General features: G+C 41.8%; 18 protein-coding genes. 15 read left to right on the forward strand and 3 right to left on the reverse strand.

Annotation, left to right across the window (positions count from 1 at the left end; translation table 11 throughout):
* The first annotated feature begins 41 nt into the window (after nt 1-41).
* The 8 genes from EW142_RS11820 to EW142_RS11855 all read left to right on the forward strand — a co-directional run bounded on the left by EW142_RS11820 (nt 42) and on the right by EW142_RS11855 (nt 10,442).
* Entirely contained in the window at nt 42-3,302 is a 3,261-nt protein-coding gene (locus EW142_RS11820) for a S41 family peptidase (protein ID WP_130614095.1), read from the forward strand.
* Nucleotides 3,303-3,330: 28 nt separating this feature from the next.
* Nucleotides 3,331-4,089: an SDR family NAD(P)-dependent oxidoreductase gene (locus EW142_RS11825; RefSeq protein ID WP_130614097.1), complete on the forward strand. Its 759-nt coding sequence runs from the start codon at nt 3,331-3,333 to the stop codon at nt 4,087-4,089.
* Nucleotides 4,090-4,096: 7 nt separating this feature from the next.
* Nucleotides 4,097-4,573, forward strand: coding sequence for a hypothetical protein (locus EW142_RS11830; protein WP_130614099.1), 477 nt, complete (start codon nt 4,097-4,099; stop codon nt 4,571-4,573).
* 12 nt (nt 4,574-4,585) lie between these two features.
* Nucleotides 4,586-5,500: a helix-turn-helix domain-containing protein gene (locus EW142_RS11835; protein WP_130614101.1), complete on the forward strand. Its 915-nt coding sequence runs from the start codon at nt 4,586-4,588 to the stop codon at nt 5,498-5,500.
* A 178-nt stretch (nt 5,501-5,678) separates the two neighbouring features.
* The gene (locus tag EW142_RS11840; protein ID WP_130614103.1) at nt 5,679-6,563 is read left to right on the forward strand and encodes a squalene/phytoene synthase family protein; all 885 of its coding nucleotides are present in this window, start codon (nt 5,679-5,681) and stop codon (nt 6,561-6,563) included.
* A gap of 206 nt (nt 6,564-6,769) precedes the next feature.
* Entirely contained in the window at nt 6,770-7,654 is an 885-nt protein-coding gene (locus EW142_RS11845) for an alpha/beta hydrolase (RefSeq protein WP_205783264.1), read from the forward strand.
* Nucleotides 7,655-7,671: 17 nt separating this feature from the next.
* Nucleotides 7,672-9,585 (forward strand): alpha/beta fold hydrolase, encoded by a 1,914-nt coding sequence (locus tag EW142_RS11850; RefSeq protein WP_130614105.1) that lies wholly within the window; start codon nt 7,672-7,674, stop codon nt 9,583-9,585.
* A 119-nt stretch (nt 9,586-9,704) separates the two neighbouring features.
* Entirely contained in the window at nt 9,705-10,442 is a 738-nt protein-coding gene (locus EW142_RS11855; protein ID WP_130615695.1) for a VIT1/CCC1 transporter family protein, read from the forward strand.
* Between the two features lie 4 nt (nt 10,443-10,446).
* Here EW142_RS11855 and EW142_RS11860 read toward each other — a convergent pair whose 3' ends face one another.
* Together EW142_RS11860 and EW142_RS11865 are read right to left on the reverse strand one after the other, a co-directional pair.
* Nucleotides 10,447-11,268, reverse strand: coding sequence for a ZIP family metal transporter (locus EW142_RS11860; RefSeq protein WP_130614107.1), 822 nt, complete (start codon nt 11,266-11,268; stop codon nt 10,447-10,449).
* A complete protein-coding gene (locus EW142_RS11865) occupies nt 11,268-11,924 on the reverse strand; it encodes a metal-dependent transcriptional regulator (RefSeq protein ID WP_130615697.1) in 657 nt (218 codons plus the stop codon). Before EW142_RS11865 ends, EW142_RS11860 begins: the two co-directional genes overlap by 1 nt.
* Before the next feature lie 77 nt (nt 11,925-12,001).
* On the opposite strand from EW142_RS11865, the gene EW142_RS11870 reads away from it, so the two are divergent.
* Both EW142_RS11870 and EW142_RS11875 read left to right on the forward strand, forming a co-directional pair.
* Nucleotides 12,002-14,275 carry a TonB-dependent receptor gene (locus EW142_RS11870; RefSeq protein ID WP_130614109.1) on the forward strand — a complete coding sequence of 758 codons (2,274 nt, stop codon included), beginning with the start codon at nt 12,002-12,004 and terminating at the stop codon, nt 14,273-14,275.
* 32 nt (nt 14,276-14,307) lie between these two features.
* Nucleotides 14,308-15,450: a lycopene cyclase family protein gene (locus EW142_RS11875; protein WP_130614111.1), complete on the forward strand. Its 1,143-nt coding sequence runs from the start codon at nt 14,308-14,310 to the stop codon at nt 15,448-15,450.
* Here the strand turns inward: EW142_RS11875 and EW142_RS11880 are convergent.
* Complete coding sequence (locus EW142_RS11880) at nt 15,447-16,421, reverse strand: polyprenyl synthetase family protein (protein ID WP_417935792.1); 975 nt, start codon at nt 16,419-16,421, stop codon at nt 15,447-15,449. The two genes, EW142_RS11875 and EW142_RS11880, sit on opposite strands and share 4 nt — an antisense overlap.
* 50 nt (nt 16,422-16,471) lie before the next feature.
* Here EW142_RS11880 and EW142_RS11885 point away from each other — a divergent pair, with 50 nt between their 5' ends.
* The 5 genes from EW142_RS11885 to EW142_RS11905 all read left to right on the forward strand — a co-directional run bounded on the left by EW142_RS11885 (nt 16,472) and on the right by EW142_RS11905 (nt 20,891).
* A complete protein-coding gene (locus tag EW142_RS11885) occupies nt 16,472-17,116 on the forward strand; it encodes an RNA polymerase sigma factor (RefSeq protein WP_240740207.1) in 645 nt (214 codons plus the stop codon).
* A gap of 11 nt (nt 17,117-17,127) precedes the next feature.
* The gene (locus EW142_RS11890; protein ID WP_130614115.1) at nt 17,128-17,538 is read left to right on the forward strand and encodes a hypothetical protein; all 411 of its coding nucleotides are present in this window, start codon (nt 17,128-17,130) and stop codon (nt 17,536-17,538) included.
* 222 nt (nt 17,539-17,760) lie between these two features.
* Nucleotides 17,761-18,366: a TetR/AcrR family transcriptional regulator gene (locus tag EW142_RS11895; RefSeq protein WP_130614117.1), complete on the forward strand. Its 606-nt coding sequence runs from the start codon at nt 17,761-17,763 to the stop codon at nt 18,364-18,366.
* Nucleotides 18,367-19,698 carry a TolC family protein gene (locus EW142_RS11900; protein WP_130614119.1) on the forward strand — a complete coding sequence of 444 codons (1,332 nt, stop codon included), beginning with the start codon at nt 18,367-18,369 and terminating at the stop codon, nt 19,696-19,698.
* 20 nt (nt 19,699-19,718) lie between these two features.
* On the forward strand, nt 19,719-20,891 hold the full coding sequence (locus EW142_RS11905; protein ID WP_130614121.1) for an efflux RND transporter periplasmic adaptor subunit: 1,173 nt from the start codon (nt 19,719-19,721) through the stop codon (nt 20,889-20,891).
* Nucleotides 20,892-20,895 lie beyond the last annotated feature (4 nt).

Below are 20,895 nucleotides of genomic sequence, written 5' to 3' on the forward strand. Positions count from 1 at the left end.
ACTAAACCTGTATCTTATTGAACTAAAAAAACCGGAACACCATGAATGCAATCTCCTTCCAAAGAGCCCTACTGGCTTCATCCATTTTTCTATTTCAAGTCGCTGTGGTTTTCGCCCAAATGGAAACCAAACTCATGCAACAACCTGCACTGAGTGATACGCACATTGTCTTTGTATATGCCGAAGATCTGTGGATTGCCAACAAGGATGGTTCCAATCCAAAACGTTTGACCATTGATGAAGGCATTGAATCCGGTCCCATATTTTCACCCGATGGTAGCATGATTGCCTTTAATGCAGAATACGACGGTAATACCGACGTATATGTTGTGCCTGCTAAAGGTGGAATTCCAAAAAGATTGACCTGGCATCCCTACAACGATTGGGTACGCGACTTTTCACCCGATGGCCAGAGTGTGCTGTTTGCCTCACGAAGGAACTCCCATACCAATCGATACTTCCAACTCTACACAGTTTCCATAAATGGTGGTGCAATAACACAATTGGATATTCCCAATGCCTTTTGGGCTACTTATTCCGATGATGGCAAATACATTGCCTATACCCCTATTTTTGATGCCTTTCGACAATGGAAACACTACCGCGGGGGACGTGTTTCGAGAATCTGGGTTTATAGTACCGAAGACCATAAGGTTGTGGAAATTCCAAAACCCGCAGGGGGAAGCAATGACACCCAGCCCCAATGGATTGGGAATGATGTTTTCTTCAGAAGTGACCGGGATGGCGAGTTCAATCTCTTTAGTTATAACATCAATAGTAAGGAGATAGAAAAGCATACGGACTATAAAAATTTTCCGGTCACCAACGCCAAAGCCCACAACAACTCGATAATCTACGAACATGCGGGAACGCTTCATCTTTATGATGCAACCTCAGGAGATGAAAAAAAACTGACGCTTAATATCACTACGGATTTATTGGAGTTTCGCGAGCGCTATGTCTCTGGTCAACAATATGTTCGCTCAGGCAACATTTCACCTTCTGGAGCTCGGGTGGTCTTGGATTTTAGAGGGGATATTGTCACCCTTCCGGCCAACAAAGGAGATGTAAAAAACTTGACTCAAACTACCGGAGTTCATGAAAAATTTCCTGCATGGTCCCCTGATGGGAAGTCGATAGCCTATTTTTCTGATGCCTCGGGGGAATATGCCATGCATGTTCAAAATACTGCCAACAGCAATGTTAAGAAAATTGAATTGGCAGGTACGGGTTTTTATGGTAACATTCATTGGTCTCCAGATAGCAAAAAAGTGAGTTACGTGGATAATGGACGTAATCTTTACATAACCAATGTCACTACATCAAAAACAACGAAAATTGACCAGGATGAAATGTTCTTTCCTGGGGATTTAAGGGAATTGTTCAGCGATTGGTCATTTGATTCCAATTGGATAGCCTACACCAAAATTATCGACACCAATTTTGAAAAAGCATTTTTGTACTCCCTTGCCGAAAACAAGTCCTATGAACTCACTGATGGACTGTCGAACGTCACAAGTCCCGTTTTTGATCCCAGTGGAAAATACCTCTATTTACTCGCATCCACCGACGCTGGTCCATTGGTAAACTGGTTTGATCAATCCAGTATTGATAAAGAACTGACAACTTCAATCTATCTGATAACCCTACAAAGTGATGTGGACTCCCCATTAAAAAAAGAGAATGATGAAGAAAAAGGGGATGCCAATCAAGAAGAGAATGAAGACGAGACTTCCTCCAAAAAAGGAAAAAAGGAAGAATCGCCCACCAAGCGTTTAAGAATAGATTGGAATGGCATTCAAAATAGAATGTTGACCTTACCAGTGGAGGCAGGGCTTTATAGTGATTTGAACGCTGTAAAAGAGGGAGAACTCTACTATCTGTCTTCGGCCTTTCACGGTTCAGATTCACATTTATACAAATTTACCTTTAAGGAAAGGGAAGCAGAAGAACTTGTTCCCCTCAACTACTTTGAAGTAGCCAGTGGCGGCAAAAAAATGTTCTACAACAGCAATGGGGCCTGGTTTATTTCCGATTTGGGTAAAAAATCTGAAAATGGTCCACTTAAGCTCGGTAGTATTTCCATCAAAATTGATCCAAAAAAAGAGTGGAAAAACATATTCAACGAAGCATGGCGTGTAAACCGCGATTATTTTTATGACCCAGGTATGCACGGAGCAGATTGGAATGCCATGAAGGCCAAATACGAACCCTTCATTGAACATGCTTCCTGCAAATCTGATCTATATCGCGTGATGCGTTGGATGTTCAGTGAATTGGCTGTAGGGCATCACCGTTTTGGAAGCAATGGTGACGACCTAAACGACCCCGATGAGGTCCCGGGTGGGCTTTTGGGAGCAGATTATACAGTAAAGAACAATCGCTATCAAATTGCAAAGATTTATGGTGGTCTTAATTGGACGCCTGATTTAAGATCTCCGCTCACGGAACCCGGAGTGCAGGTATCCGAAGGAGATTATATCATCGCGGTAAATGGCAAAGCTGTTACGGGTGCTGATAATTTGTACAGCTTTTTTGAGAACACGGCAAACACCTTGGTTGACCTTACGGTGAGTTCAAATGCTGATGGAAGCGGTTCCAAAACCTTTCAGGTTACCCCCCTGCCCACCGAATGGGCCATACGAAATAGGGACTGGGTGGAAGGCAACATGAAAAAGGTGCATGAAGCCACCAAGGGCGATGTGGCCTATGTGTATGTACCTAACACCGCGGTTGCTGGCTTTGATTATTTCAAAAGGTACTTTTTTCCGCAAGCCAATAAAAAAGCCATCATTATAGATGAGCGCTATAACGGCGGAGGTTATTTGGCGGACTACTATATCGATATCCTAAAAAGGCCTGTGCAAGCCTATTGGAATTTTCGATACGGGAAGGACCTAAAAACCCCTAGTGCCTCTATTCAAGGGCCGAAAGTGATGATTATTGATGAAACTGCCGGCTCCGGCGGGGATTACCTGCCATGGATGTTCCGAAAGTTCGAGATGGGTACCTTAGTGGGTAAACGTACTTGGGGTGGATTGGTAGGAGTTTTGGGCTATCCCGAATTTATAGATGGCGGGGTAGTAACAGCACCCAATGTAGCCTTTTATTCGGAAAGAGGTTTTAGAGTGGAGAACGAAGGGATTGCCCCTGATGTTGAGGTTGAGCAACTGCCAGAATTAGTGGTCAAAGGTCACGACCCTCAATTGGAAAAGGCCATTGAAATTGTGTTAAAGCAATTGAATGAAAATCCACCCAAAAAAATGGTGAGACCATCCTATCCGGTTAGAACAAAATCATAACAACAAACTATTTATATCATTTCTTCTTTTGGATTTTAGCAACAAGAATGTATTGATCACTGGCGCCTCCCGAGGCATTGGAAAAGCCACGGCCCTAGCCTTTGCAGAAAAAGGGGCAATGGTGGGCCTTAATTTTCGCTCCAATGTAACAGATGCTGAAAAAACGCTTGCCGAACTGACCGGGGAAGGCCACCAACTCTTTCAAAAAGACATCAGTAAAAAAGAAAACACAAAGCAACTCGTTGATGATTTTATCACCGCTTATGGTCGCCTGGATATATTGGTCAACAATGCGGGTATTTCCATTTTCCATGAAGTGGACAAGGTTGATTTCGACCATTGGACGCACGCATGGGAAGATACCTTCAAAACCAACCTATTTGCGGCTGCCAATTTAAGCTATTGGGCAGCGAAGGCCATGATGAAAACAGGAGGTGGACGCATTGTGAATGTCTCTTCCAGAGGTTCCTTCCGAGGAGAGCCTACCAAGCCTGCCTATGGTGCAAGTAAAGCCGCTTTGAACGCCATGAGTCAATCTTTGGCCAAAAAACTGGCACCCCATAATATCTATATCGGTGTTGTCGCCCCAGGGTTTACAGAGACTGAAATGGCTGCTGAAACCCTTACCCCCGTGGAACGTGAAAATTTATTGCGGGAGTCTCCATTTAAGCGTATGGCCCAACCTAAAGAGGTCGCCCATGCCGTTCTCTTTTTGGCTTCGGAAGGTGCGGAATACTGTTCGGGAACCATTATAGATGTCAACGGAGCCTCCTATTTAAGAAGTTAATTTTCCAATGAGAGCAGCCACGATAGCACAATTAAAAAAAGAACTTCAACACCGTTCTGGGGATGAAATTCTTGGGTTATGCCTCAGATTGGCCCGATTCAAAAAGGAAAACAAGGAATTACTCACCTATTTGCTTTTTGAAGCTGGCCATGAGGAAGGTTACATTGAAGCGGTAAAACAGGAAATGGACCAACAATTTAATGAAATCAATACAGACAGTTTTTATTACATCAAAAAAAGTGTTCGAAAAATCCTCCGCGCCGTAAAAAAGTACATTCGATATTCTGGAAACAAGGAAACTGAAATACAATTGCTGCTTTATTTCTGTGAGAAGCTCAAGGCCTTTAAACCTTCCATCAAGAATAATACGGCTTTGATCAACCTTTATCAAAGGCAAGTTGATTTCATTAAAAAAAGAATTCCCCTTCTTCATGAAGATTTACAATATGATTATGGCGTAATTTTGGAAGAACTCACGCCGTAGCCCAACAAATCCATGGACCATTATGCTACCCTGAAAGACTATTGCGAGGCCATTAACATCCCCTCTTCGAAGTGGGAGGATTTTGATATACGGACCTTTGAGGAAAACATGAAAACCGTTCATCAAAAAATGCCTCCTTTTAAGCATGAGTTTTATGCAATAGCTTTAAAGTTAGATGGTAGTGGTTACGCGAAAACCGGAAACTACTCCACCGAAGACCTAAAAGCGACCCTCTTTTTCAATTCCCCTTATCAAATTTTGCGGTGGGACATTGCTCCCGATTGGGATGGATTTTACATCATTTTCTCTGAAGAATTTTATCGTAGGGAGGAATCCAAAAAGCAAATAAGTGCTGATTTTCCTTTCCTCTTGGTCGATAACACCATTCCTTTAACCTTAAACAGCGAAGAAGCCGTCACCTTTATCAAAATCTTTGAGGACATGCTGATGGAACATAAAAAGAATGATGCCCTATCCAAAACCATCTGCCACCTGAACACCTTGGTATTATTGCACAAGGTGGGACGCCTTTTTGATAAAAAAGTACCAGCTTCAGAAAGATCGTTCGACCATCGCAACCAAGACTTGAATCTAGTAAGCCGGTTCAAAACAATGCTGGAGACCAGTTTTTATCCTAATCAAACTTTTGAAAATGGAGAGCCACATAAGGTTCGGTATTATGCTGATCAATTGAACATCCATCCAAATCATTTGAATGCCGTCATCAAGAGAATTACCAATAGCCCTGCCTCCGAACATATTCAGAACCATATTCTTACCCTCGCCAAATCCAAATTGAGCAATACCTCCCTTTCCATTAAGGAAATTGCCTTTGACCTCTATTACAACTACCCCAATCATTTTGCGAACTTCTTCAAAAAGCAAATGGGTGTAACGCCAAATACCTTTCGAAAAGGCATAAAATAAAAAGAGGAACATCCTTTTGTTTTAACTCAGTTCTTTGTTATAGTGCATAATGGTTAAATTTAATGCTAGGTGAGAGCCAGGTGCATACCTAGGGATTAGACTTTCCATTATTTTACTTTCAGCTCACTTGGCAACAGATAGTATCATTGAAGATACTTAACTTATACAACACTCCTGTATGGATCAAACAGCGACATTAGCTAAATCGATTACCAAAAAAGCCAGTAAACAAACTTACTACACGGCTCGTTATATGGTGGATAGAAATCTTGTAGATGATTTTTTCAGAGCGTATGCCTATTTCCGTTGGGTGGATGATATGATTGACGAAACCCTTGAATCTCAGAAGGAACGAATTTCATTTATAAAGAGACAAAAAGAATTAATTGATACACTTTATCAAAAGAAAACTCCAAATTCACTCAATAACTACGAAGAAATCATAGCGGTCCTTATTAAACACGACCAAAAAAATAACAGCAAACTTCAGTCTTTTATAAGAAATATGTTCGCTATTGTCGAATTCGATGCTTATCGTAAATGGCAAATCATTACTGTAAAACAGTTGGAATGGTATACACATTGTGTGGCAAAGTCTACCACTGACGGTCTTCAATATTTTATTGGAAACAAGCACCAATATCCGGTTGCTAAAAACCAATATTCTGCTGCTAAAGCTGCTCACATTGTTCATTTGTTGAGGGATACGGTTGAAGATTTACAAAATGGATTTATCAATATACCGAAAGAATATATTGAACTTTATGGCATTAACATATCCCAACTAGAAAGCCCTGCTTTCAGGGCCTGGGTACGCGAACGCACCGCCAAAGCACGAGAATATTTTATAGAGGGAAAGCATTATCTGGAAACTTTGAACATATTTCGATGTAAAACCGTCGGACTTTGGTATTGTGCGCGATTTGAGCCAATCTTGGATAAAATAGAAAACGAGAATTACTTGCTTAAAAGAACCTACGAGGAAAACGGTACAAGCTCTAGATTATTCAAAATTGCCCGACTTACCTTGGTTGCCCCATTTAAGTATCTGAATAGTTTTTAAACACTTTTTGGACTGGATATTATCCTCTATTTGAATTCTGTACTTTCTTCTTTGAACTGCGTAGTATCCATATAGGTGTGTGCCAATACCTTTGTGATGTAATTAAAATTAGCATCATGAAAAAAATTATGTCAACGATAGTATCAGCAATAATCAGCCTGACTTTACAGGGACAAAAATTAAGTCAAAAACAAAAAATAGCAGCTATGGAAAAAGTAACATTTCAAAGAGAAAATCTAAAATTAGTAGGGAACTTATACTTCCCGAAAAACTTTAATCCCGAAGAAAAATATCCTGCAGTCATCGTTGGAGGGTCTTTGACTTCCGTAAAGGAGCAAATGGCAGCAACCTATGCGGCTAAAATGGCACTAAAAGGTATCGTAGCTCTAGCTTTTGACTATAGCCATTATGGAGAAAGTGAAGGGCTTCCACGGCAATTTGAAGATCCTCAAAATAAGTTAAGGGATATGAAGGCTGCAGTGAGCTTTTTAGAATCACTTCCGTACGTGGAAGGAATTGGAGCTCTTGGTATCTGCACTTCAGGTGGAAATGTTGCCTATTTGGCCGAAAATGATTCTAGGGTAAAAGCTATTGCCACCGTTGCCGCATGGTTGCCCAATGAAGCCACATTGCCATTGCTATATGGGGGAGAAGATAATCTAGAGGAACTGAGAGAGACAGGGAAAAAGGCCAAGGAAGTATATCTCGAGATGGGAGACAACCAAATGGTTTTGGCATACAGTAATACAGATAAAACGGCTTCCCATTTTGGTCCAATGGAATATTATATGGATAATAACCGCGGAGGTGGGATTTCAGCATGGAAAAATAGTTTTTCCCTAATGAGCTGGGAACCTTGGTTGGGTTTTGATCCCACGTCCAAAGCCAAAAATATTAAAGCACCTACCATGATAATTCATTCTGATGGGAGTGCACTACCGGATAATGCAAAGCAGTTTTATGCCGATTTGGGCGGGGAAAAAGAATTGGTTTGGCTAGAAGGATATCACTTTGACTTCTATGACCAAGAAAAAAAGGTTAACGAAGCAGCCAATAATGCTGGAAGGTTCTTTAAAGCGCACATAAATTAATTGCAAAAAAAACATTCATGGGAAAAATAATTCCAATCACAATAGTACTACTGGGCATACTTGCCTGTAAAAAGGAAAAAAAGTCGGAACCTATAAATGAAACCGTTATGACCAAAGAAATCACAATTGCAATAGAAAACGGCAAAAAGGAAATCCAGTCCCTTATGGAAACTTTGTTTAGTGAAACGGACAATAGAAACTGGGAAGCTGTAATGAACACTATGGCCGATTCTGTCTACACGGACTATACCGCTCTTGGTGGTGATTCGGGATTCAAAACCCCAAAGATTATAGTCGACGGATGGCAACAACTTCTACCAGGTTTTGAAAGAACAGTGCACAACCCTCATAACTTCGCCATTTGGGTTGCTGGAGACAGGGCAACCGCTACCTTGGATGCCATTGCAACACATTATCTCGAGGGGGAACATTGGACGGTATTCGTAGGTTATGATACAGAGTATGTCAAAGAAAATGGTCAATGGAAGTTGGCGCGCATCGATTTGAGCCTCTATGACCAAAGCGGGAACCAAAGCCTCCCCTTGAAGGCCTTGGAAAATGTAAAAAATGGGAATATTCCCAGTTTAATTGAAGCAAAAAATACAGAGGCCGTTGAGCAATTCTATACGGCTCTCGAAAATCGAGACTTAAGTCAAATTCTAAATTCTTTTACAGAAGATGTGATTCAGGAAATGCCTTTCGCCCCGTCCAATTTTCCAAAATCCTTGAACGGTATTGAAGCCATGAGAAATCAATATACAGAAGTTATGGATTATGTCCAGCAATACGAAAGAACTTATTTCGGCTCGGAAGACCCGAATGTGGTCATTGTAAAATTTTCTGGTACAATCACCACTGGTGAGGGCAAACCCTATAACAATTCGTATGTTGGAATCTATACTCTCACCGAAGAAGGGAAAATTAAAAATTTCGTTGAGCACTTTAATCCAAATATTCTTTTGAGCAGCTGGCCAGGGCTGCAGCCCGAAACCTATTCCATGCATGGGGCCGGAGCCAAACGGAACAGTGGCGTGAAGATGGAGGAAGTTACGTTTAATAACAATGGAATTTTGTTGAAGGGACATCTGTTCCTACCTCCTAATTTTGATGCTTCCCATCAATACACCGCAGCAATCGTTACTGGAAGCTGGACCAGTATCAAGGAACAAATGCCTGATGAATATGCAAGCCTTTTGGCCCAAGAGGGATTCATCACTATGACTTTCGACTTTACTGGATTTGGGGAAAGTGAAGGGCAACCTCGACAGGTGGAAGATTACAATTTGAAAATCGCAGATATCAAAGCAGCGGTCGACTTTCTTTCCTCCCATACCAATGTAGACACGGAGAACCTCTCAGGTTTGGGCGTTTGTGCCAGCTCAGGGTATATGGCCCATGCCACTGCCCGAGATTCACGAATCAAAAATCTGATTTTAGTGGCACCTTGGCTGCACAATGCTGAGATTGCCAAGGGGATTTATGCTTTGAGACCAGGGGGAACTGAAGGACTTTTAGAGGCCGCCCGAATAGCAAAACAACAATACGCGGAAACTGGTCAAATGGAATATGTGCTTGCCGCAAGCGAACTTGACCCATTGAGTGCAATGTATGTGCCCGAAAATGCGTTCGATTATTACTTGAATCCTTCAAAGGCCGCTGGTCCAAAATACGACAATCGGTTTGCGGTAAGTAGCTGGGAGCCTTGGCTGACCTTTGATGGTATTTCCGTAGGAAAGGACATTTCGCAACCTGTTTTTATCTTACATAGCGAAAGCGGTGCTGTACCCCAAGGAGCACAACAGTTTTACGAACTATTGCCAGGAGATAAGGAAATTAAGTGGCTCAACGATTACAATCAACAACAGCTTTATTTCGAGAAAGAGGCTGTTACCGCTGCCATGGCGGAAGTCGTGGGTTTTCTAAAACGCTAATTCCCATATGTGAATGTTCAAAGGGGTAGTTTGCACTGCCTTTTTTGTGTTCATCATCAAAAAATTTCGTATCCCATCAGTAAAATCTTTAGCTTGCATAAACCCTAAATAACCCAATGATGTCACAAAAACACCAAGAAGATGTTCTTCACGGCAAAAGCGGATTTTTCAAACGTTTTGAAAATTACCTGGGTGAATTTGTGTATGGCGGTATCGATGGCTGCGTGACCACCTTTGCGGTTGTTGCAGGCTCGGTGGGAGCAGGCTTGGAAAGTGCTGTCATCATCATCCTAGGTTTTGCCAATCTATTGGCGGATGGCTTCGCTATGTCAGTAGGGGCTTATTTGTCCACCAAATCAGAAAAAGACAATTACCAAAAACACAAGCAGGTTGAATATTGGGAAGTGGACAACCTCCCCGATATGGAACGGGAAGAAATCGTAGAGATTTATCAAGCCAAAGGATTTGAAGGTGAACTTCTTGAAAAGGTTGTAGATGTAATAACGAGCAATAAAGAGGTTTGGGTGAATACCATGATGAAGGAAGAACTCGAAATGCAGGATGAGGAACGTTCGCCTTTCTGGATAGGAGCCGTGACCTATATATCATTTTTATCCATCGGGATTATTCCGCTTTTGATATATGTTCTGGACTACATTTCCCCTTTGGGCTATAACTTATTTCTTATTGCCTCTATTTTAACAGCGCTAGGTTTCATTGTTATTGGATGGCTGAAAACCTATGTCAATCAAACTTCGGTTATTAAGGGCATTTTTGAAACACTTGCTTTAGGCGGTATCGCAGCAGTGGTTGCCTACTTCGTTGGGGACTTCTTGGAACGACTTATCATGGGTTGAGAAATCAGCCTAATCCCACATCCAAGGTCATCATAATAATGAAACCACCGATAAAGCCCAAAGTAGCAATATCTGTATACTTGTCACGCTGTGTTTCCGGAATCACCTCCTCCACTACAACAAAGATCATGGCTCCAGCGGCAAAGGAGAGCGCATAAGGTAAAATAGGTTCAAAGGTAAGGACGGCCCATGCGCCTAACACCCCAGCTATGGGTTCAACAATGGCAGATGCTTGTCCGTAGGACCAACTTTTAAATCGACTTAACCCATGTCTTTTCATGGGTACTGCCACGGCAAAGCCTTCTGGAAAATTCTGTAGTCCAATACCCAAAGCCAGAGCAACTGCACCACCAATGGTCGCTCCTTCAAAACCAGAAGCTACCCCACCAAACAAAACTCCAACAGCCAATCCTTCCGGAATGTTGTGCAAGGTTATGGCCAGAACCAACAAGGTTGTTCGGTGCCATGGGGTTTTGACCCCTTCTGCCTCACTCGCTTTAAAATTGATATGGATATGGGGAAGTACCTTGTCCAAGCCAAAAATGAAAAAAGCACCCAGTAGAAATCCCACAGCCGCGGGAATTACCTTAACAAATCCTTCACCTTGACTCATTTCGATTCCCGGCGCAAGAAGGCTCCAAAAACTAGCCGCTACCATGACCCCTCCTGTAAAGCCTAGCATGCCATCCAACCAAGCCCTGCTCGGATTTTTAAACAAAAAAACCAATCCAGCGCCTGCAGCGGTCAGGCCCCATGTAAACAGTGTGGCATAGAGCGCTGCCAAAATGGGGTCGATGCTTTCAAAATAATGAATTACTTGTTCCATTAGTAGTTTATTTTAACGTAAAGATTTGATGCGATTTGATGCGATATGCTAAGCTCATGATTCGCCAACTTAATGAGAAGGGAATGGTCAAATTCCTCTTTCTCCAAAACTTCGATGGTATCTCCCAATGCGATTTTGTTTTTGTCCAAAAACTTCAAGAAGGTAGGGGAAGTATCTTTCACTCCCACGCAAACGGCCACTTTGTTCAAAGGTACCTCACTAAGCAACTGTTTGTCTTGCTTTAAAAAGGTTCCGTCCTTTCCTGGAATAGGGTCTCCATGGGGGTCATATTTGGGAAACTCCAACAATGCATCAATCCTGTCAATAAGCTTTTCGCTTTTTATATGCTCTAACTGCTCGGCAACCTCATGTACTTCATCCCAAGTGAAATCAAGTTTTTCAACCAAAAAAACTTCCCAAAGCCGGTGTTTTCTAATAATCGAAAGTGCCTTTTTAACCCCTATATCCGTTAAACAGACCCCTTGATATTTCTTGTAATACACAATACCCTTATCCGCTAGTTTTTTGGCCATATCGGTTACAGAAGATGGTTTGGTCTCCATCTGCTCGGCTATGGCATTTGTAGCAATGAGTGTGGAACTGCTGCCACCTAAGTGAAAAATGGTTTTGATATAATTTTCCTCCGATCGGGTCACCAAGAACAATTTTGGCAAAAATACATTTTATTTATAAAAACTAATTTTTAGATTTGTCTAAATTTTAATTTAAAGGATTGAAAAAAATTCTATTGCTTTTCCTTTTTGGTTCTTTTGGCTATGGTTGGTCCCAAACTGCATCCCTTAATGGTCATGTATCAGAAGGGGAAACACCTATAGCATTCGCCAATATTTATTTGAAGGGAACCGAAAAAGGAACCGCTTCGGATGAGCATGGTGATTATGTACTTACCGAATTGGGTCCGGGAAAATATGTGTTGATTGCCTCAGCTATTGGCTACCAAACAAAACGGGTTCCCTTTCTAATTGGGAAAAACGAAAGTGTTGAGCTGAACATAACTCTGGAAACCTCTGCCGAAAGTTTGGATGAAACCGTGGTTACCGGCACCCTAAAGCCCGTTAGTAGATTGGAAAGTCCAGTTCCTGTGGAGGTGTACAAGCCTTCTTTTCTAAAAAAGAACCCGACACCAAGTATTTTTGAGGCCCTGCAGAATGTGAATGGGGTGCGCCCACAGATCAATTGCAATGTTTGTAATACGGGGGATATCCATATTAATGGTCTTGAAGGCCCCTATACCCTGGTGCTTATTGATGGTATGCCCATTGTAAGCGGTCTGGGAACGGTATACGGGCTCAGCGGAATTCCCAATTCCCTGATAGAACAAATTGAAATTGTAAAAGGACCAGCGTCTACCTTGTACGGCAGTGAAGCTGTTGGTGGTTTGATTAACATAATTACCAAACATGCACCGAACGCTCCCGAATTTTTTGCTGATGGTTTTGTTACGGGGTGGGGAGAATACAACCTTGATGTGGGCACAAAAATCGAAGTAGGCAAAAAGGCTGACCTACTACTGGGGGTTAACTATTTCAATTACGATATCCCAATTGACAACAACGGGGACAACTTTACAGATGTTACACTTCAAGACCGGGTTTCCATATTTCAAAAGTGGAATTTTAAGAGAAAGGATTCACGCATATTTTCTGTAGCGGGAAGGTTCTTTTATGAAGATAGATGGGGTGGTGAACTTCAGTGGACACCCGAATTCAGGGGTGGAGATGAAATTTATGGCGAAAGCATATTCACCCGCAGGTGGGAAATGTTAGCTAAATATCAGCTCCCAATAAAAGAAAAAATGCTGCTGTCGGTTTCGTATAATGATCATAACCAAAACTCGGCTTATGGTAACGAACTCTATTTGGCCGACCAGCGTATTGGTTTTGGTCAGTTGACCTGGGACAAATCAACAAAAAATCATGATTTGTTATTTGGGGCAGCTGTTCGCTACAATTATTATGACGATAACACCTCGGCCACATTTGCTTCAAACCAAAATGCTCCTGACCAAGTTTGGATTCCAAGCTTATTTGTACAGGACGAAATCACCATTGCAAAGAAGCATTCAGTTTTAACTGGATTACGCTATGATTATGATAACCGACATGGTAATATTTTCACACCTCGAGCTGCATACAAGTGGAAAATAACCGGCAATGATATTTTCAGGGTAAACGCCGGGACTGGATTTCGGGTGGTCAATTTGTTTACGGAAGACCATGCGGCTCTAACGGGCGCCAGAGAAGTTGTTATTGCCGAAGAATTACAACCAGAGCGTTCCATAAACGTCAATCTTAACTATCTAAAGAAAATCTACAGCGATAATGGAACATTTATTGGGTTTGACGCTTCTGCATTTTATACACATTTCTCCAATGTGATTCTCCCGGACTATGATACCAATCCCAATCAAATTATCTACGACAATCTTGATGGAAAGTCTGTCTCACAAGGTTTGAGTGCCAATCTTGACCTTGTATTTGCCAGTGGATTAAGAGTTCTACTGGGAGCAACTTGGCAAGACGTAAGCAATACCGAGAATGGCAGTAAAGAAAGACAAATTTTGACCGAAAGTTTTACAGGAACATGGAATGTCTCTTATATCCTTCGTTCATTGGATTTGACAGTGGACTATACTGGAAATCTATATGGCCCAATGCGTCTACCGCTTGTGGGTGATTTGGACCCCAGAGATGAGTTCTCCCCTACCTGGAGCATTCAAAACATACAATTTACCTACAAGGGCCTCAAAGATTTTGAGGTCTATGGTGGGATTAAAAATCTTCTGGATTGGACTCCAAACCGAGGCAATCCCTTTATCATTGCAAGGGCCAACGACCCATTTGACCAAAATGTAACCTTCGATGGCAATGGCAATGCAGTGGCCACGGCAGATAACCCTTTTGCCCTTACGTTCGATCCAAACTACGTATATGGTCCCAATCAAGGAATCAGGGGGTTTTTTGGACTTCGATATACCATCAACTAATCGGCTTGGGTCAATATTCGTATTTTTAGCCAATGTCACACTACGACTTCATCATCATCGGTGCAGGTGCTTCCGGTTTGTTATTGGCCGATGCGTTGGGGTCGGATGACTTTTTCAAGTCCAAGTCCATTTTACTTATTGATAAGGAGGATAAAACCAAAAATGACCGCACATGGTGTTTTTGGGAAGTTGGTGAAGGAAAGTTTGACCATCTGGTACATAAAAAGTGGCCCAAAATCTATTTTGCAGGGGAGAAATTAAAACTTTCCACAGATATCAATCCCTACTCCTATAAAATGGTTCGGGGCATTGATTTCTATCAACATTATAGAGAGAAAATTCAAAACCATTCCAATATCACTTGGTTACGGGATAGTGTCACCCATATTGTTCAACAATCCAGCAAGGCCCAAGTAAACACTGAGCTCGGCAGCTATAGAGCCGATTTGGTTTTCAATAGCATTTTTAGCTATGACTCCATCCACCAACAAAAGAAGTATCCTGTTTTGCAACAACATTTTGTAGGATGGTTCGTAAAAACCGAAAAACCGGTTTTTAACTCGGAAGAAGCCACCTTTATGGACTTTTCCATTCCACAGAAGGGGAATACCAGATTTATGTATGTGCTCCCTTTTTCCGAAACTGAGGCCCTTTTTGAATACACCCTATTTTCGGAAAAATTGTTGGATCGCAAAGCATACGAAAGAGCCATTCAAGAATATCTTAACGAGAACTATAAGGACATTTCTTATTCCATAATCGACACAGAGCAGGGAAGCATTCCCATGACCTGTTATCCCTTTAATGAAAACAATACTTCCTCGATAATTAGCATCGGCATCGCGGGCGGTTGGGCAAAACCCAGCACAGGTTTTACTTTTTATGCCACGAATAAGAGAGTGGGTGAGTTGGTAGACCGATTAAAGCAAGGCAGATCCCGGTTGAGCTTAAACAAGAAGGACAAATTTTGGTTTTATGATTTGATCATGCTTGACGTATTGGCCCATGATAATCATTTGGGACAATCCATTTTTGAATCCTTGTTTCGTAAACGGAAGGTTCCTCTAATCTTAAAATTTTTGGACAATGAGACCAATTTTTGGGAGGATATTCTCATCATGTCAGCCCCTAAGCCAATTCCGTTTATAAAAGCTCTTTTTCGAAGAATTTTCTAAATACTACGATACATCAGTTGTTCGCCAAATTGTCTCAGAAGCTTCTTTGAAGATTCCTCAACCGTAATTTCCTTAAGAGTAAGAAATGCTTTGTCGGTATATTCCTGAATCGCTGCTTTCGTAAACTTGACAGCACCACTATTTATAAATATGTTTTTCACTGCTTCCACTTTTTTGGACGTCTCTTGGGTTTCTTCCATAAAAAGTTTTAACAATTCTTCCTTCTCATTCTGTGATGAGAATTCCATGGCCTTCAAATAGAGGAAGGTCTTTTTGTTTTCAATAATATCTCCTCCTACTTGCTTGCCAAATGTTTCGGGGTCTCCAAAAGCATCTAGATAATCATCTTGAAGCTGGAAGGCAATCCCCAAATTTCTTCCGAATCCATAAATGGCTTCAGCATCCTCATCGCTGGCTCCTGCCACCACCGCTCCCATTTTCATGGCTGCTCCCACCAAAACCGCAGTTTTGAATTCAATCATTCTCAAATACTCTGGGATGGTCACATCGTTTCTGGTTTCAAAGTCTACATCGTATTGCTGGCCTTCACAAACTTCCATGGCGGTTTGGCTAAAAAGGGCAACCAGCCTTTTAAAAACCTCTGGCGGATATTCTTCAAAGAATTGATAGGCTTTAATGAGCATGGCGTCGCCCGAAAGTATGCCCGTATTGATATCCCATTTTTCATGAACCGTGGTTTTCCCCCTGCGCAAGGGTGCATCATCCATAATATCGTCATGTACGAGGGAAAAGTTATGGAACATTTCAATGGCCAAAGCAGCATCCAAAGCAGCTTCAGGTTTACCGCCGAACACCTCGCAGGCCATTAAAGTAAGAACCGGTCGTAGCCTTTTTCCACCAAGATTCAAAATATAATCTATGGGCTCGTAAAGGTTTTTTGGTTCCTTCACCGCAAAACGGGTTTTCATATAAGAAAGCACACTTTCTTTGTATTGCTCAAGGGATTCCAGCTTCGTCATAGCTTCAAAAATACGCTCTTAAATGGAAAAACTCATCCCTTGTGGAAGGGCTTTTAGCAAGATTCGAAAAAAATTTCCATCGAAAACGCAATAGTTTTGAAAATCTTCGTCTTTTAAATCGAAAGACCGTCAACAACCCGCGAATGGTAAGCAGTAACGAGAGTAATGATAGCAGACTCACCTCATTTTTTTCTGAGGAGTACCTTTCGCTTCAGCGGTATGTAAGGTCAAAAATTGAGGATACCACAGAACGTGAAGCCGAGGATATAGTTCAAGACGTGGCGCTTCGTATTTTTTCAAGATCGAATGATGCCGCCCAAATAAACAACGTGGCCGGTTTTGTGTACAACGCCATTCGCAACCGCATCATCGATTTAATGCGCAGCAAAAAAGAACGGAATTACGCTAGTGATGATATTGATGGGAAATGGCAGGAGTTTGCGGATCTCTTTTACGGTGAAGCCGATAACTCTTATGGAACTGGACTCCAAAACGCGTTGAAAGAGGCCATCGAAAAGCTGAAACCAGAGTACCGAAATATCATATTGGCGGTCGATTTTGAAGGATACACCTACAGGGAAATTTCTCAAGAGACCGGCATTGCCCAAGGAACCTTAATGTCAAGAAGGCATAGAGCGTTGTCGATTTTGGCAAAAAACTTAGAACAAAAAAGAAAAAACATTTAATAGAATAAAAAATGGAACAACACAAAAAATACGAAAGGGGAATAGAAAGATTTGTAACCACAGGGTTCAAGGTGTTTTTTATGATCTTGATTGTAATTGTCTTTACCCTATTGGCGGGTTATGTGACCATGTTACTTTGGAATTGGTTGATGCCCGACATTTTTGGATTGACCTCGATTGGTTACTGGCAAGCCCTTGGAATCCTGGTACTGGCCAAATTGCTTTTTGGCTTAGGCAACCATTCTTCCAAAAGCAGCAAGAGCAAAGCAAAAAGAAAGGAAAAAATGGAAAGGTTCTGTAAACCTAAAACCCCTTTCTCGGAATGGAAGCACTATGATCAATTCTGGAAAGAGGAAGGAGAGGAAGCTTACAGGGCTTATTTAAACCGAATTGAAAATCAAAAAGAAGATGGAAACACCTAAAAAGACAAACATTGTTAGGAAAAGATACGGCCATCAGTACAGGGCCATTTTCTGGAGTTCAAAATCAAAAAATACAGTCCAGTCCAAAAAAGGTTTCAGTTTTCGTCATTATATCGTTGGTTGGTCCCGCTGAAGTTGCTTAATCAACGACACGTTAAAAAAATGTAAAACCTAGGAAACTATTTTTGTTTATAAAGTTTCCAAGATTACATTTGCCCTTCGATGCGGGAAAAAATTTTACATAAGGCGACGGAGTTGTTTTTGACCCTAGGGTTTAAAAGTGTGACGATGGATGATCTGGCCCAAGACATGGGCATATCAAAAAAGACCATTTACTCGCACTTTGAAAACAAAACGCAATTGGTGGAAGAAAGTACAATGAATTTGTTCTGGTACATTTCAAATGGTATCGATGAAATCATTGCACTTGATAAAAATCCGATTGAGGAGCTTTATGAAATCAAAAAGTTTGTGATGCTACATCTCAAAGATGAAAAATCTTCCCCCCAGTACCAGTTGCAGAAGTATTACCCAGCTGTACATGAAAGGCTGCGACAAAATCAGTTTGATGTTATGCAGAAGTGCGTGCTGGACAATATTAAAAGAGGAGTAGCGATGGGCATCTATCGGAACAATATCAATATGGAATTTGTTTCAAGAATCTATTTTTCGGGTGTAACCAGCATTAAGGACAATAGCCTGTTTCCGTTGAGTATTTTCTCAACCTACGAATTAATGGACAACTATTTGGAATATCATTTACGGGGAATTGTAACCCCAAAAGGAAGAAATATATTAAACTCAATCATCAACTCAAATCAAGAATAAATGCGAACAATCATTATTGGCCTCCTGCTTTTGGGGCCATGTTTAATTAATGCACAGGAAGATTCATATCAGTTTAGTCTGGATGAGGCCATTGCGCATGCACTGGAAAACAATTACAGCGCTATAAACGCCAGTAGGGATATGGACGACGCCCAAAAACAGAAATGGGAGACCATTGCGGATGGGCTTCCCCAAATTTCTGGCGCAATCAGCTATCAAAATCAGTTGATCCAGCCGGTAGCGCAAATTCCAGCGGAGTTCTTTGGAGGAGAGCCCGGTACTTTTGAAGAAGTAGTTTTCGGCCAGCCCCAATCTGCCACGGCAACAGCAACCCTAAAGCAGCAAATTTTTGATGGCTCCTACATTGTTGGGGTGCAAGCCACCAAGGCATTTTTGAGCTATAGCCGAAACAACAAAGAGAAAACAGATCTCGATGTTCGAAAGTCGGTGGTGGAAGCCTATGGCAATGTGCTTCTTGCTCAAGAAAGCGTGCTCATTTCAGAGAAAAACAAAGCCACTCTCGAGAAAAACCTTTATGAGACCAAACGTATTTTCGAAAACGGCCTTGGTGATGAAGAAAGCGTGGATCAATTGCAGATTACCTTATCGTCAGTTGATAATCAATTGAAAAATGCCAAGCGACTGGAAAAAATCACTTTGCAAATGCTCAACTTGATGATGGGTCTACCCATTGCAACCCCTACTGTTTTGACCGAAACCTTGGAAGATTTAACACAAAAGCAGATTAATCCAGGCCTCTTGGATGCTGAATTCAACATCGAAAACAACGTGGATTACAAATTGGTCACCAATTTAAATGAACAACGGTACTTTGAACTCAAATTGGCAAAAAGTCGGGCATTACCCACTTTGAACGCTTTTGTAAACTACGGGGGAAATTCCTTTAGTGACCGATTTAACTTTTTGAGCAGCGGTCAGCAATGGTTTGAGTCTTCGGTACTGGGCTTTGATCTTAATATTCCCATTTTTAGTTCCTTGGGAAGAAGTGCCAGTACCCAAAGGGCCAAAATTGCCTTTGAAAAGGCGAAAACAGAATTGACAGAGGCAGAGGAGCAAATCCGACTGCAATTGGAGAGCGCTAAGAGCAACTATACCTTGTCCATTGAGGAATATGACACCTCCAAACAAAACCTTGAGCTTGCCGAACGCATCGAGAACAAAAACCAGATCAAATATTCTGAAGGCTTGGCAACCAGTTTTGAACTGCGACAGGCCCAAACTCAGCTCTACTCGACCCAACAAGAATTCTTACAGTCCATGGTGGACGTAATCAATCGAAAAACAGAACTGGAAACCATATTAAATCAATAATCAAAAGACAAAACCATATCATGAAAAAGATACTATTGCCCTTCGTAACCATTCTTCTCTACGCTTGTGGAGGAGGAGGGTCAACCAGTGTGGAAAGCGTTCTGGAAGAACAGAATCTGGAGACTATCCGCGCCAAAAGAACAGAAATCTCAGAGCAGCAAAAGGCGCTTGAAGCCGAAATCCATAAGTTGGACTCAGCAATTGCAACTTTGGATGCAAGTGCCAAGTTGCCTTTGGTTACGACCATTGAGGCCAAAGCTGAGAAATTTGACCATTATCTGGAATTGCAAGGTGATGTGATGACCAAACAGAACGTTCTCATCTATCCAGAAATGTCTGGAACTCTCAACCGAGTTTATGTGAAGGAGGGTCAAAAAGTCTCCAAAGGACAGTTGTTGGCTTCCATTGACGATGGCGGTCTTTCAAGTCAATTGGTGCAAATGAAAACCCAGGCTGCCTTGGCAAAGACCACATTCGACCGTCAAAAAAGGTTGTGGGACCAAAATATTGGATCAGAGATCCAATATTTGGAAGCTAAAACCGCATACGAAGCACAGGAAAGTGCTGTAAAACAAATGCAAAGTCAGTTGGCAAAGTCTTCCATTCGGGCTCCTTTTTCCGGAATAATTGATGATGTGATCAAAGATCAGGGAACCGTTGTAGGCCCTGGTCAAGGTTCGGAAGTATTTCGAATCGTAAACCTTTCTAATATGTATGTTGAGGTAGAAGTGCCCGAAAGCCATCTGTCCAACGTAACTCCAGGTCGAAATGTTCGTGTCTATTTTCCTGTGCTAGGCGATAGTGTTACCACAAAGGTGAGACAGACCGGGAATTTCATTAATCCCAGCAATCGTTCCTTTACTGTAGAGATTCCTGTCCCTAGCGAAAGTGGAAAAATAAAGCCCAACCTTACGGCCAAAGTAATGATTAATGACTATACCAACGAGAGTGCCATTTTAATACCGCAAAGCATCGTTTCAGAAAATGCGGAAGGGGAACAATATGTGTATTTAGTTGGGGCTGATTCCATCTCTTCCGAAGCCGTTGCAAAAAAAGCAGTGATCATCACTGGAAAGACCCAAGGAGACTATGTAGAGGTGCTTTCAGGAATTGCCCAAGGCGATGGAATTATTGACGAGGGAGCCCGCAGCGTTAAGGATGGACAGAAAGTACGTATAATGGACAACATATAGCCCA

Origin of the sequence: Flagellimonas allohymeniacidonis (genome assembly GCF_004296335.1) — a bacterium.
Taxonomy (GTDB): Bacteria; Bacteroidota; Bacteroidia; order Flavobacteriales; family Flavobacteriaceae; genus Flagellimonas; species Flagellimonas allohymeniacidonis.

Excerpts from the sequence above, each read along its gene's own strand:
- EW142_RS11855 (WP_130615695.1), top strand. The coding sequence starts at position 9,705 with ATGTCACAAAAACACCAAGAAGATGTTCTTCACGGCAAAAGCGGATTT.
- EW142_RS11875 (WP_130614111.1), top strand. The coding sequence starts at position 14,308 with ATGTCACACTACGACTTCATCATCATCGGTGCAGGTGCTTCCGGTTTG.
- EW142_RS11890 (WP_130614115.1), top strand. The coding sequence starts at position 17,128 with ATGGAACAACACAAAAAATACGAAAGGGGAATAGAAAGATTTGTAACC.
- EW142_RS11820 (WP_130614095.1), top strand. The coding sequence starts at position 42 with ATGAATGCAATCTCCTTCCAAAGAGCCCTACTGGCTTCATCCATTTTT.
- EW142_RS11835 (WP_130614101.1), top strand. The coding sequence starts at position 4,586 with ATGGACCATTATGCTACCCTGAAAGACTATTGCGAGGCCATTAACATC.
- EW142_RS11860 (WP_130614107.1), bottom strand. The coding sequence starts at position 11,268 with ATGGAACAAGTAATTCATTATTTTGAAAGCATCGACCCCATTTTGGCA.
- EW142_RS11830 (WP_130614099.1), top strand. The coding sequence starts at position 4,097 with ATGAGAGCAGCCACGATAGCACAATTAAAAAAAGAACTTCAACACCGT.
- EW142_RS11845 (WP_205783264.1), top strand. The coding sequence starts at position 6,770 with ATGGAAAAAGTAACATTTCAAAGAGAAAATCTAAAATTAGTAGGGAAC.
- EW142_RS11900 (WP_130614119.1), top strand. The coding sequence starts at position 18,367 with ATGCGAACAATCATTATTGGCCTCCTGCTTTTGGGGCCATGTTTAATT.
- EW142_RS11840 (WP_130614103.1), top strand. The coding sequence starts at position 5,679 with ATGGATCAAACAGCGACATTAGCTAAATCGATTACCAAAAAAGCCAGT.
- EW142_RS11895 (WP_130614117.1), top strand. The coding sequence starts at position 17,761 with ATGCGGGAAAAAATTTTACATAAGGCGACGGAGTTGTTTTTGACCCTA.
- EW142_RS11905 (WP_130614121.1), top strand. The coding sequence starts at position 19,719 with ATGAAAAAGATACTATTGCCCTTCGTAACCATTCTTCTCTACGCTTGT.
- EW142_RS11850 (WP_130614105.1), top strand. The coding sequence starts at position 7,672 with ATGGGAAAAATAATTCCAATCACAATAGTACTACTGGGCATACTTGCC.